The sequence below is a fragment of the Marinococcus halophilus genome (genome assembly GCF_002265875.1).
GTDB classification, from domain to species: Bacteria; Bacillota; Bacilli; order Bacillales; family Marinococcaceae; genus Marinococcus; species Marinococcus halophilus.
Genome location: NZ_NPFA01000010.1, coordinates 20,888 through 34,568 on the forward strand (window position 1 = coordinate 20,888; position 13,681 = coordinate 34,568).

10 protein-coding genes are annotated in these 13,681 nt (G+C 50.2%); 2 read left to right on the forward strand and 8 right to left on the reverse strand.

What is annotated here, in order from left to right; genetic code table 11:
• Positions 1–402: 402 nt before the first annotated feature.
• The 7 genes from CHL76_RS11155 to gabT form a co-directional block, all read right to left on the reverse strand.
• A complete protein-coding gene (locus CHL76_RS11155) occupies positions 403–1,281 on the reverse strand; it encodes a YitT family protein (RefSeq protein ID WP_371862270.1) in 879 nt (292 codons plus the stop codon).
• A gap of 69 nt (positions 1,282–1,350) precedes the next feature.
• A protein-coding gene (gene prfB / locus CHL76_RS11160; RefSeq protein WP_143745413.1) for a peptide chain release factor 2 occupies positions 1,351–2,455 on the reverse strand; the annotation gives its coding sequence in 2 pieces (ribosomal slippage) (positions 1,351–2,382 and positions 2,384–2,455; 1,104 coding nt in all).
• A 90-nt stretch (positions 2,456–2,545) separates the two neighbouring features.
• The gene (secA, locus tag CHL76_RS11165; protein ID WP_079475475.1) at positions 2,546–5,038 is read right to left on the reverse strand and encodes a preprotein translocase subunit SecA; all 2,493 of its coding nucleotides are present in this window, start codon (positions 5,036–5,038) and stop codon (positions 2,546–2,548) included.
• 248 nt (positions 5,039–5,286) lie between these two features.
• On the reverse strand, positions 5,287–5,883 hold the full coding sequence (hpf, locus tag CHL76_RS11170) for a ribosome hibernation-promoting factor, HPF/YfiA family (protein WP_079475474.1): 597 nt from the start codon (positions 5,881–5,883) through the stop codon (positions 5,287–5,289).
• Positions 5,884–6,108: 225 nt separating this feature from the next.
• The gene (locus CHL76_RS11175) at positions 6,109–7,536 is read right to left on the reverse strand and encodes an NAD-dependent succinate-semialdehyde dehydrogenase (RefSeq protein WP_094908602.1); all 1,428 of its coding nucleotides are present in this window, start codon (positions 7,534–7,536) and stop codon (positions 6,109–6,111) included.
• A gap of 352 nt (positions 7,537–7,888) precedes the next feature.
• The gene (locus tag CHL76_RS11180) at positions 7,889–9,268 is read right to left on the reverse strand and encodes an APC family permease (protein ID WP_094908603.1); all 1,380 of its coding nucleotides are present in this window, start codon (positions 9,266–9,268) and stop codon (positions 7,889–7,891) included.
• Entirely contained in the window at positions 9,265–10,575 is a 1,311-nt protein-coding gene (gabT, locus tag CHL76_RS11185) for a 4-aminobutyrate--2-oxoglutarate transaminase (RefSeq protein ID WP_094908604.1), read from the reverse strand. The genes CHL76_RS11180 and gabT overlap by 4 nt, the downstream gene beginning before the upstream one ends.
• A gap of 113 nt (positions 10,576–10,688) precedes the next feature.
• Here gabT and pdxR point away from each other — a divergent pair, with 113 nt between their 5' ends.
• On the forward strand, positions 10,689–12,113 hold the full coding sequence (gene pdxR / locus CHL76_RS11190; protein WP_094908605.1) for a MocR-like pyridoxine biosynthesis transcription factor PdxR: 1,425 nt from the start codon (positions 10,689–10,691) through the stop codon (positions 12,111–12,113).
• Between the two features lie 84 nt (positions 12,114–12,197).
• Positions 12,198–13,220 (forward strand): DUF6612 family protein, encoded by a 1,023-nt coding sequence (locus CHL76_RS11195; RefSeq protein ID WP_094908606.1) that lies wholly within the window; start codon positions 12,198–12,200, stop codon positions 13,218–13,220.
• A 31-nt stretch (positions 13,221–13,251) separates the two neighbouring features.
• Here the strand turns inward: CHL76_RS11195 and CHL76_RS11200 are convergent, their stop codons facing one another.
• Positions 13,252–13,632: a hypothetical protein gene (locus CHL76_RS11200; RefSeq protein WP_143747455.1), complete on the reverse strand. Its 381-nt coding sequence runs from the start codon at positions 13,630–13,632 to the stop codon at positions 13,252–13,254.
• Between the last annotated feature and the right edge of the window lie 49 nt (positions 13,633–13,681).

Genomic DNA, 13,681 nt, shown 5'->3' on the forward strand with positions numbered 1-13,681 from the left:
TTATTAAAGTCATAACCAAACCATAGACTATATGAAAGAGGAATCAGCTGCGCGGGCTGTTCCTCCAATTTAAACAAACACTCTGCGCTTTTCTTTTCGTCCAGCTTCGAGTGTTACCATCCGGGTCCATTCGCATTTTCAACTCGTTTGCGACTTCGTCTCAAGCCGATTGAAAACGGCGAGTCGTCCCCGGTGGTGAACAAACACTCTGCGCTTTTCTTGCTGTCCAGTTTCAAGGCGCAGTCGCTTCTTCCGTTGTCTTCCTCTGCCTTCCCTGCCTTTCGGCAGTTCCAGGCAGAGAACTGACAGCCAGAGAAGACTCCTATCGACGCCTTTCCACTTTTCTTTAGTGTAGCATGAACTTCTGTGGTTCCGAAACACAATGTTGGCGCTGCCGCTTTTTTACACAGAGTTGCCCTGATTTTCAAATCCCTGGCCCAGCACCTCTGAAGCATTGCTTACAACTACGAATGCTTCGGGGTCCTGCAGCTGAATCACGCGCTTCAGCCGGGTGACTTCCCCCCGGTTAACAACGCACATCAGTACGGGGCGTGAATCGTCGGTAAAGCCTCCCCGTCCTTCGAGCTTGGTCACCCCGCGATCCACTTCTTTTAAAATAGACTTGCGAACCGTTTCTTCATGCTTCGTAATCACAAACGCTACCTTCGCATAGCCCAGCCCGGTCTGCACGACATCAATGGTTCTTCCCGTAACAAATAACGAAATAAGGGCGTATAGCGCGAACTCCAGGCCAAAAATGAATGCCGAGCCCGTAACAATCAGTCCATCCATAATAAAGACCGAGGTACCGAGCGTCCCCCCGGCGTATTTATGAATGATTTGAGCTAAAAGATCTGTGCCTCCGGTCGAAGCGCTGGCTCGAAAAACCAGTCCGAGCCCAAAGCCTACTCCGATTCCGCCAAATAACGCGCCAAGCAGCGGGTCATCAATTCCAATGTCCCAGTTCCTGGTGAAATAAACAATAAACGGCAAAAAAAGCGTTCCGATGATCGTTTTCGCACCGTACTGAAGTCCCCCAAGAAGCAGGAGACCAAGGATGAAGAGGAGGACATTGGTGATACCGATTGTTACCGCCGGCTCTACATTCAGTGCGGCCTCCAGCAGGGTCGCCAAACCGCTTACTCCTCCAGATGCAATCGAGTTCGGCAGTAAAAAAGCGTTATATGAAACAGCTACTACAGCCGTTCCAGTAAAGATCTGGAACCCGTTGACCCATTTCAATGCTGTTTTTGACATTGGTTTTCTTCTTCGGTTTGCCACTTTAGTTCCTCCTTTTAGTTTGACGTAAAAAGAGCCTGCGCGAACGCAGGCTGCTGATTTTGCCTTCTGTTATACTTTCATGCTCGCCCGCAGGTATTCATCGATAAACGGATCCAGGTTGCCGTCCATCACTGACTGCGTGTTGCCCATTTCGACATTGGTCCGATGGTCTTTCACCATGTTGTACGGATGAAACACGTAGGAACGAATCTGGCTTCCCCAGCCAATTTCTTTCTGTTCCCCGCGGATTTCATCCATTTCCTGCTGACGTTCTTCGATCTGGCGCTGATACAGCTTTGCCCGCAGCATTTTCATCGCCTGGTCCCGGTTTTTCAGCTGGGACCGTTCGTTTTGGCACGTGACGATGATATTTGTCGGCAGGTGGGTAATCCGCACTGCGGAATCCGTGGTGTTTACGTGCTGACCGCCGGCCCCGCTCGCCCGGTACGTATCGATTCTTAAATCCTCCGTCCGCACTTCCACCTCTACGGAGTCTTCCATTTCCGGCATAACTTCGCAGGAGACAAAGGAGGTATGCCGGCGCCCTGAAGAGTCAAACGGTGAAATCCGCACGAGCCGGTGCACGCCCTTTTCTGCTTTCAGAAAGCCGTAGGCGTTGTAGCCCTTGATCATCATGGTGACGCTTTTCAGGCCGGCTTCGTCCCCCGGAAGATAATCCAGGGTTTCCACCGTATAGTTTTTCTTTTCTGCCCAGCGGGTGTACATCCGAAGCAGCATGGACGCCCAGTCCTGGGATTCGGTACCGCCCGCACCGGGATGGAGCTCCAGGATCGCGTTATTTTTATCGTACGGCTCGCTGAGAAGCATTTGCAGTTCAAAATCGTTAATGTCTTTTTTCAACTGCCTTGTGCCTGATTCGAGCTCTTCTTTTAAATCTTCATCGTCTTCTTCCTTCACAAGCTCGTAGGATACTTCCAGGTTCTCATGCTGCTCTTCAAGACGACGGTAACCTTCAGTAATATCCTTTAATGCATTGTTTTCATCAATAACTTTCTTAGAAGCATCCTGGTCGTCCCAGAAGCCGGGGTGGGTCATCTTTTCTTCGAGTTCGCTGATGCGCTCTTCCTTTACTTCGAAGTCAAAGAGACCCCCTAAAGTCCGCTAATCGCTTAGCCATATTTTCAAGTTCGTTTCGAATTTCTGCCATATCCATGTAAGAAATCTCCTTTCTGAATGTAGGTGGCAAGGAAAAAACCCGAAGCTGAGCACTTCGGGGATTCATGCTGCCGTTTCTCGTATACTGCTACCGTTTGTTCGGCACCGGCATTTTCCGGTTCCCGTTTGCCGGCGCTGTTTTCTTCTTATTTTTCTGCTGTTCTTGTTCTGCTTCCTGCTCGTCCTGCCGCACTGCTTTTCCTTTAGCGACTTCCTGGCGCTGCAGATTCTCTTCGTTCACTTCTGATTTGATTACGTACGTGGCTACTTCTTCTTCAATCGAGGCGATCATGTCTTCAAACATGTTAAAGCCTTCGAATTTGTATTCCCGAAGCGGGTCGTTCTGGCCGTAGGCCCGCAGGTGGATGCCCTGGCGAAGCTGATCCATCTGATCAATATGGTTCATCCACTTCCGGTCGACCGAACGGAGAAGCAGCACCTTTTCGAATTCCCGCATGGATTCTTCGTCAAATTCCTGTTCTTTTGCTTCATAGTTGCCTTTTGCTGTTTCCCATACTTTTTCAACGACTTCTTCCTGTTCGAGGCCTTTCACATCCTGCTCGGTCAAGTCGCCCTCGTTCAGTACGGTCGTATTCAGATAATGAAGCATGCCTTCAAGGTCCCAGTCCTCCGGCACCTGTTCCACCGGCGTATAAGCCGCAACGATATTTTTCACCGTAGATTCCAGCATACGGAGCACAATGCCTCTCAGATTGTCAGACTCAAGCACTTCCATCCGCTGGGCATAAATAATATCACGCTGTTCACGCATAACGTCGTCGTACTGCAGGATCTGTTTCCGGGAGTCATAGTTGGCTCCTTCCACCCGCTTTTGTGACTGTTCCACTGCACGGGTGACGAGCTTGCTTTCGATCGGCTGGTCTTCCTCCATGCCCAGGCGTTCCATCATGCCGCGCATGTTATCAGAGCCAAACCGGCGCATCAGCTCGTCTTCCATTGACAGGTAAAACTGGGAAGCCCCCGGGTCTCCCTGGCGCCCGGAACGGCCGCGGAGCTGGTTGTCGATCCGGCGGCTTTCGTGCCGCTCGGTGCCAATGACAAACAGTCCACCAAGATCAGCGACGCCGTCCCCGAGCTTGATGTCAGTCCCACGCCCGGCCATGTTGGTCGCAATGGTGACGGCTCCCCGCTGACCGGCATTTTCAATAATTTTCGCTTCATTTTCGTGATTTTTTGCATTCAGGATGTTATGAGGCACGTTCTTCTTTTTCAGATAGCGTGAGATCAGCTCTGACGTATCCACGTTTACCGTACCGACAAGCACGGGTTGGCCGGTTTCGTACAGTTCAGCGATCTTTTCCGCTGCCGCCCGGTATTTTGCTTCCCGGGTCTTAAAGATCAAATCGGATTTATCTTCACGGACCACCGGCTTATTGGTCGGAATTGAAATAACATCCGTGCCGTAAATATTGCGGAATTCCTCTTCTTCCGTTTTCGCTGTCCCGGTCATGCCGGCGAGCTTTTGATACATGCGGAAGTAGTTCTGGAACGTAATTGATGCGAGCGTCATGCTTTCTTTCTGTACCCGCATGCCTTCCTTCGCCTCAATGGCCTGGTGGAGGCCTTCACTGTACCGGCGGCCGGCCATCAGACGTCCGGTAAACTGGTCCACAATAACAACCTTACCGTCCTGAACCACGTAATCCTCGTCACGGTGCATCGTCACATGGGCCTTCAGCCCCTGGTTAATATGGTGCAGCAGCTGCACGTGCTGCTGGTCGTACAGATTTTCGATTTGAAAAGCTTTTTCTGCCCGCGTGACGCCTTCGTCGGTCAAAAGCACTGTTTTAGTTTTTTCATCGATCGTATAATCCCGCTCTTCCTTCAGCCGACTCACAAACACATTCGCCGCAGCGTACAGTTTGGTCGACTGCTCCACCGAGCCTGAAATGATCAGCGGTGTTCTCGCTTCGTCGATCAAAATCGAGTCAACTTCATCCACGAGCGCAAAATGCAGCGGCCGCTGCACCATTTGTTCCTTATACAGCACCATATTGTCCCGCAGGTAGTCAAAGCCGAACTCGTTGTTTGTTCCATACGTAATATCAGCCAGGTAAGCATCCCGTTTTGCTTCTTTACTCATGTCTTTTAAATTCAGGCCGACGGTCAACCCGAGGAACCGGTACAGCTCCCCTAACGTTTCACTGTCACGCTTGGCCAGGTAGTCGTTGACCGTAACAACGTGCACGCCTTTGCCGGTAATTGCGTTTAAATAAACCGGCATGGTGGCCACGAGGGTCTTCCCTTCCCCCGTCTTCATTTCAGCAATATCGCCATCGTTTAATACGATAGCGCCCATCAGCTGTACGCGGAAAGGAGTCATGCCGAGCACTCGTGTCGACGCTTCTGCCACCACAGCGTATGCTTCCGGAAGCAGCTGTTCCAGCTTTTCGCCCTTTTGGTAGCGCTCTTTAAACTCTTCTGTTTTACGGACAAGGTCCTCATCGCTCAAAACCTGGACATCTTCATAAAAAGCTTCTATTTTTTCGGCTTTTTTCTCCAGTTTTTTTACATATTTCTGGTTTGTATCTCCAATGACTTTCTTCAATAAACCTCTCATGGTTTAATCATCGTCCTCTCTTTCGTACCATCTAGCCGAAATACGATTGACGCGCATAATTTTTGATTGTTAAGGAGTGCGTAAAGCTTAATTTATCTGTTTTTTCATATATAAATGAATCGTTGTATTTCTAAGCATCATCGTACATTTTAACAGTATTCCGCTATTGTTACAACGAGAACCCGTGCTCGCGGTAAAACCAAAACAAGCCCTGCGCTTTTCAGCACAGGACTTGTAAATGCATATATTTATTCTTCCGGTTCAATTAAGCCGTAGCGTCCGTCGCGACGTCTGTACACGACTGAGGTATCACCGCTGACAGAATTAGCAAAAACAAAGAAGTTATGGCCGAGCATATCCATTTGCAGGATTGCTTCTTCGGTATCCATCGGTTTTAGGTTAAACCGTTTAGTCCGGACGATTTCAAGACCGTCGTCCTCTTCTGTTACTTCATCAGTCAAAGGAGCTTCTTTTACGCCGCCATTGGCAATTTCATCGTTTAATTCTTCGATGTTGGTTTTAAACACTTCCGAGGTTTTGCCGTTTTGGCGGAACTTGCGGTTGACTTTCGTTTTATATTTTCGAATCTGCCGTTCGAGCTTATCCGTCGCAAGATCGATCGCCGCATACATATCCGTATGCGTTTCTTCTGCACGGAGGAGCAGCTGCGGCATAGGGATAGTCACTTCTAAAATTTTCTCGCTGTTTTGAACTTCCATATTCACATGGACGTCCGCCACAGGGGTCGTATCAAAATAACGTTCAAGCTTACTTACTTTCTTTTCTACGTAACCTCGAAGAGCTGGAGTCACCTCTAAGTTTTCCCCGCGAATGTTAAAGTTCATCAAGTGAACCCCTCCTTATCGTTATGTGTCTACTTTCTATATTCCTGTTGCGAAATCCTTTTCAAACAACAAAATTTTTTAGAAAGTGAAAAGAATGTGGCTTAACAATAGTGTCTCAGGACTTATGAAACAGATAAAACCCTTTTAAATGTCACCGGTAACTTAATCTGGTACTTATTATAAAAAAAGCTGTACCGGAACGCTCCGGCACAGCTCATTTTCCTATTATAGTCCTATCGAAATATATTTGGTTTCGAGAAACGGCATGATGCCCTGACGGCCGCCTTCGCGTCCAACACCGCTCTGCTTCCAACCCCCGAATGGTGCCTGGGCAGCCGATGGCCCGCCGTCGTTCCAGCCTACAATCCCGTACTCGAGTCCTTCGGCCACTTTCATGCCCCGGGACATGTTTTCGGTAAAGAAATACGAAGCAAGCCCGAATGGCGTCGTGTTCGCCAGCTTGACGCCCTCTTCATCACTGGTGATTTTCTGCACCGGCGCCACCGGCCCGAATGTTTCTTCATGCATGATGATCATATCATGGTTAACGTCACGGAGCACGGTTGGCTCAAAGTAGTAGCCGCCGTCTTTTTCATAGCCGTTGCCGCCCGTGACGACTTTCGCACCTTTATCGACGGCGTCCTGAACGTGGCGCTCAACTTTATCATACGCATCCTTATCAATCAGCGGGCCGACCTTTACATTTTCGTCCATGCCGTCGCCGACTTTCAGGTCTTTGCAGGCATCTGCAAATTTTTCCACAAATTCTTCGTATACCTTTTCATCAGCATACACCCGGTTGACGCAGATGCATGTCTGGCCGGAGGCACGGAATTTCGAAGCCACGACGCCATTTACCGCTTTGCCAATGTCCGCATCATCAAGCACAAGGGCCGGCGCATGGCCGCCGAGTTCGAGCGACAGCTTTTTAATATCCTGAGCACCCTGCTCCATCAAATTGCTTCCGACTTCGGTAGAGCCGGTAAAGGTGACTTTTCGTACTTTTTCGTTCGACATTAATTCATTGCCGATCGCTGACGAGCTTTGGCCGGTCACCAGGTTGATCACGCCTTTGGGCACGCCCGCCTCTTCACAGATTTCCACGAAGCGAACGGCGGACAGCGGCGTATTTTTCGCCGGCTTCAGCACGATCGTGCAGCCTGCAGCCAGGGCCGGTCCTACCTTACGGGTGATCATCGCCTGCGGGAAATTCCACGGCGTAATCGCACCGACGACGCCGACGGGCTGGTGAATCACCATCAGCCGCTTGTTTTCCGAGCCGGAGGGAATCGTTTCGCCATAAACCCGTTTGGCTTCGTCCGCGTACCATTCAATAAAGGAAGCCGCATAGGCCACCTCTCCTTTAGCCTCTGCAAGAGGTTTCCCCATTTCCCTAGTCAGCAGTTCACCGAGTTCATCCTGGCGCTCCATCATCAGGCCGTGAATCTTGCGGAGAATGTCTGCGCGTTCGTACGCGGTCGTTTTCGACCAGGAATCAAACGCTTCGTGCGCAGCATTGATCGCTTCCTTCGTTTCTGCTTCTCCTGCGTTGGCGGTCTCACCGACTACTTCCCCATTCGCCGGATTGATAACGTCCAAGGTTCCTTCGTCTGCCTCTTTCCATTCACCGTTAATATATATTTTTCCAAACATACAATCATTACTCCCTTTCATGCGTGAATGTGCATCGTTCATTCTATACCCGCAAATTCCATTTATTATTCTGCTCATTCCTAAATCGTCTACTTCCTATTTTAGAATAGGACATGCGGAAGCACTCCTATTTTAAAATAAAGCCTAAAGAAGCGGAGTCCCTTGTATTCCGGGGATTCAGAACATATGATAGTAGCAGGCAGCAGCACTTCGGCTGCTCTCTTCTACATATTTCCCCTCATACCTCTGACAGCAGCAACCTCCCACACTGTTCTGTCCGTCCGGGCGCCGCTCCCCTTGTCTAAGCGGCCGTACCGGACACCAGAATCCCGGTTTCCGCCGGGGTTCTTTCTTATGGTCTCTTACTGCTGAAAGAGCTTTCTTCTTCCTTTTGATAGACCGGTTTTTGTACCGCGTACAGCACTGCCCCCATTAAAATCCATCCACCTAAAATAATCCATTCATACGGCCAGATAAGCGCTGCCGGCATACCCGGAAAGTACAGAAGCACAAATCCTGTACTCAAAATCACCGCCAGCCATCCTACAATTTTATACGGACCAATGCGAAACGGACGTTCAAGCGCAGGTTCTGTTTTGCGCAACCGAAGAAAGGCCATAGAAACGAGTAAATATCCACCGACAATTCCAATCCCTCCGGCATCAACAATCCATACGAGCGCCGGCCGGCCGAGCAGTGGCGCTATAAACGCCAGAGCACCAAGGAAAAGAATACTGTTGGACGGGGTGCCGTATTTTGGATGTTTTTTGCCAAACCAGGCTGGCACCATTTTCCGGTCCGCCATTTTACCGAGCACACGGCTCCCGCCGATAATAAAAGCATTCCAGCTTGTAATAATGCCGGCAACGCCCCCAAGCACGAGGATCGTTCCAAACACCTGACTGCCCAGAAGGTTCACCATTGCGTCCGCTGTAGCTAAGGAAGAGCCTGCCAATTCCTCCGGCCCAAGCCCGAGAGTCACACCAAAAGCAATCAGCAGGTAAAAAATAACGGCTGTTACGATAGAAATAATCAGAATCCTGCCAATGCTTTTTCCTGGTGCTTTGATTTCAGAAGCTACCTGTGGAATAACGTCAAAGCCGACAAAAAGAAACGGCACCATGACAAGTACAGCAAACACTCCAGCAGACCCATCCTGGAAAAACGGCTGCACGTTGCCGTAATCACCGTTAAATACAGCGCCTCCCAAAAGCAGGACGCCCGTACCAACAATAACGAGTGTAAAGATGGACTGGAAAAATGATGCCGGCTTGATTCCGAAGTAGTTAAGCGCCGTCATAGCTACTGCGCCTCCAGAGCCAATAAGCACCCACGTCGCATAAACCTCCCAGCCGTTCAGCGTCCATAAATAGCCGGCATGGTCCTGCGGCAGTATATAGTCGATAACCGTCGGCAGCGCCACTGCTTCAAACGTGACCACTGACACATAACCAAGCAGAATTCCCCATGCAGCCACAAAGGCTGCACTCCGGCCAAATGCACGTTCTACGAAGACCAGGCCTCCTCCGGACTCCGGAATTGCCGAGGCGAGTTCAGCGTAGGTAAGTCCAATCAGGGCCACAAGAATACCGCCGATAAGAAAAGCTGCTGTAGTACCGAGAGAACCCGCTTCCATGATCCATGTACCGGAGAGCACCACCCACCCCCAGCCAAGCATAGCGCCAAGGGCGAGAAACAGGACATCCTTTTGATTCAATACTTTCTGATTCATATTACCTCTCCTTCTATCTCCTTCAACACAAATTCAAGCTTTTCCACCCCTTTGGAAAGCTCTACTTCTGTGATGACAATCGGGGCCAGAAAACGAATTACATTTCCATGCACACCAGCGGATAAAAGCAGCAGGCCATGTTCATTTGCTTTCTTCGTCACCCGGGCGGTTTTTTCAGGGTCCGGAGTGAGACCGTCTGCCTTCACAATTTCAAATGCGGCCATCGCGCCCAGGCGGCGGTGGCCCCGGATCCAGCTGTAAGACTTTTCCCATTCACCCGCGTATTGCTCCCACTTCGCGCCGAGCCATTCTGCCCGCTCGTTCAGCCTTTCGGATTCAATTATGTTGATCACGGCAAGTGCGGCCTCGCATGCCACTGGATTTCCACAGTAAGTTCCGCCGATTTCCCCAGGCCCGGCGGCGTCCATCACTTCTGCTTTTCCAATGACTCCGCTGAGCGGAAAACCGGCAGCAAGCGACTTGGAAACAGTGATCAGATCGGGCTCAACCCCGAAATGCTCGATGGCAAACCATTTCCCAGTACGCGCAAACCCTGCCTGAATCTCATCTGAAACAAACAGAATCCCGTGATCGCGGCACAGCTCCGCTACATAGCGCACAAACGATGCCGGCGGAACGATAAATCCTCCTTCTCCCTGTACGGGCTCCATCACAATGCAGGCCAGTTCATCAGGAGCTACTTCTGTTTTCAAAAAAAGATCCAGCTCTTCGATGACGTGCTGCTCGTATTCGCGTTCTGTCATCGAAGCCGGGCGGCGGAACATATATGGATACGGTGCATGATACACCTCCGGGCTGAACGGCCCGAACTTGTGCTTATAAGGCTTTACCTTTGCTGTCATTGCCATGGTCATATTTGTGCGTCCGTGAAAACCGCGTTCGAATGTGAGCACTCCTGACCGCCCAGTTGCCTTCCGGGCGATTTTCACCGCATTTTCCACGGCTTCCGCCCCGCTGTTAAACAATGCTGTTTTCTTCGCCTCTGCCCCCGGAGCAAGGTTGCTCAGGCGAGCCGCCAGTTCAATATACGAGTCGTACATTATTACATTAAACCCAGGGTGCGTGATCTTGTCCATCTGTTTTTTGGCCGCTTCCACAACTTTTGGATGCGAATGTCCCACGTTCATTGTGCCGATGGCACCAGCGAAATCAATGAACTCCGCTCCGTTTTCATCAATGATTGTTGCCCCCTGCCCGCTGGCTGCAATTGAGCGGTTTCCGTTCCCGATACTTTTTGGTACGTATTGATCTCTTTTTTCCTGCCATGTCTGATGCAGTGCTTTCATCGAAACGAAGCCTCCTAATTGTTTTTATTTTTCGCAATTGTATAATTATTTTGGTATCATGAGTAGAACCAGTTACGAAAAATAAATGGTACCAGCCGGAGCGTGACATTACATTGTTTTATATCCCTATTTCCCGCCATGACAAGGTTTCACCTATTTACAAGCAAATATATCAATGGTTTCAGCAGGAAATTTTATCGGGAAGATTCTCTGCCAATACGCAGCTTCCTTCTAAGCGTTCGCTTGCAGAGACCCTTTCCGTAAGCCAGAACAGCGTGCTTTCTGCTTATATGCAGCTGCATGCCGAGGGTTACATTTATACAGCAGAGCGAAAAGGCTATTTTGTAGAACGCCTGGAGCCCCTTTCCCTCGGCGCCCCTTCTCTGCCAGCGGCGAATGAACCTGCGCCGCCGAGTGCACGGGATTATACGTATTCTTTTTCCCATATGAGTGTTGATGCGTTCCGCTTTCCATTCAAGCAATGGCGAAAAGCTGAGCAGGCAGCCGCCGATGCCTCTCTTGACTCCTGGTGTGACATCGACCCGCCCGCTGGAGCGGAGCGCCTCCGAACAGCTATCAGCTATTCTGTCCGGCAGATGAGAGGCGTGGAATGCCGTCCGGAGCAGATCATTATCGGGGCCAGTACCCAGGCGCTGCTGCAGCTGCTTGTGCATCTTCTTGGCCCTGATCGTTCCTACGCCCTCGAAGACCCTGGATACCAGCGGATCCGGCTGTTGCTTGAAAAAAGCGGGCAGCGCACCGAACTCCTGCCTGTCGATCGCCACGGGCTTCAGACTAAAGCGCTGCAAAATACAGCATCCGACACCGTCATTGTCACTCCTTCCCATCAGATGCCGCTCGGTTCCATCATGCCGGTTTCCCGCCGGATTCAATTGCTGAACTGGTGCTATGAAAAGGCGGATCGCTATATTATTGAAGATGATTACGATTCAGAATTCCGCTATGAAGGAGACATGATCCCGGCTCTGCAAAGCCTTGATAAGCAGGACCGCGTCGTCTACATGGGCACCTATTCCAAATCTCTTCTCCCGGGCCTTAGGATCAGCTACATGGTTCTGCCCCCGGCACTCGCAGCGGCTTTTCAGAAGGAGGGCACGCACTTGATTCAAACAGCGTCTTCTCTTCACCAGCAGACCCTTGCCCGTTTTATTGAAACCGGCGAATACCGGAAGCATGTTCGGCGTATGAGCCGCCATTACGGAGAGATCCGGGAGCTTCTGATTCATGAAATTCATCAGGTGTTCGGCAGCCACGCCTCCATTCAAGGCGAAAAATCGGGCCTTCACTTTCTTCTGCATGTGCAGACGAAGGACTCTTTGGCGTCTATTTTAGGCCGGGCCGCCGCGGGCAAGCTCGAACTGTATGGCATTGACCGGTTTATGAAATACCCGGATCAGGCTCCGCCAACGCTTGTGATCGGGTTTGCCCGGCTTGAAAAGGCATCTTTGCCTGAAGCTGTCCGGGCACTACATCGTGCCTGCTTTCCCTCTCTGGAAGGCAGTGGAAGATTAACGTGAACGAGGTCTTATTCTTTTTTATGTAAAAGTGTGGTATTCTTAGGGAATATGTAAAATGAATTTTAGATGGAGGTCGGAGATTCCATGAGGAAGTCATTTGGCGTACTTCTTGTTTCTTTAAGTCTCGTCCTTCCGATAGGATGTTCATCCATTAACAATGAACCAGATACGCTAGAAAACCAAGCTTCAGATGAGGAACCGGCTTCTGACGAGGTTCTTTCTGAAAGTATTGACTATATGCAGGAATTAAATCGTTATTCTATTAATATAAATATGGCCCAGACGATCGGCCCCGGCCAGGAGGATCCGGTTACTAACGAACTTACCTCTAACGTGGAGGTAGGCACGGAGCCGTTTGCCTATCATGAAACTTCGACACTGCAGACGACCGAACAGGAGCCGAAGGAAATTGAACGCTACCTGACAGCCGAGGGCTTTTTCACATACGATTCTGCAGAAAAAGAATGGATCAAATATCCAGACGAATTCACCGGGGATCTGAGCGCTTCGAGCCAATCTATCGGGGAGCCGGCAGCTGTACTCGAGCTAATTGAAGCATATGCTTCAGATTTTCAGCTGGAGGAACAGGAATCGGAATATATCATTGAGGCGCGTGGCAATTCTGATCAAATGCGGGAACTAGTTAAAAGTACGGTCGGGTTTACCAATGACGACTTTGACAGCTTGATTGATGATATGCTGTTCACTGGAAACCTGGAAGATACAGTCTATACCATCACTATTGATAAAGACTCAATGCAGACGAAAAGCATCCAGGCAGATTTTAAAATTACCATGAATAACTCTCAGAGCCCGCAGACTTCTTCATCCACTCAGTCTCTTACCTTCACCTATGATGAAGTGAACAATGAACAGACGATCAGCGCTCCGTCCAACGTCGTCGCTACAGCGGAAGAGCTGAATTTTGAAAATCTGCGGGAATGGGAGGAAGGCGAACGGTTCAGCCAAATCGAAGGCCAGAGCATTGCCGAGCTTATGTATCCCGACCGCCAGCCGGCGAATTGGATGATCGAGCACGGTTCTTTGCCGACGCTTGAACAGAAGCTCGGCCTGCCGCCTCTTTCTGAGCAGGGCAGTGATGAATAATAAACAGGCAGAGAGGCTTATCTCTGCCTGTTTATTTACGCGCAAGCGCTGTTACCCGCAGCTTCCAGCGCTCAAGAACCGGCATATACACCGAAGCGACGTAGCGCATTTTTTCTTCACTGCTCATTGTTTCTGCCTTGATCAGGCTCCGTACTTCTTCGGTCGCCTGCTCAAAGGCTTCGAGATCCTGCCTCCACTCCTCTTCCTGCCCGAACAAATAGGCCATCGTCACTGTCTGCGAGGAAAAAAGCGAGGATTCTCTGGTCGTGCTGTCCAGCAGGCGATCACCGTTGTCTTCGAACCCTTCCCGGTAAAACCCTGTCACCTGTACCATGCTTTCCTGTACCATCTGCAGCCAGTCACTGTACTGCTGAAGAAATGTTGCTTCTGCCCGGCGAAGATGCTCACTCATCATTATCTGCCCCTTTTCATCCTTTACCGTGGTTATAACATAATCAGCC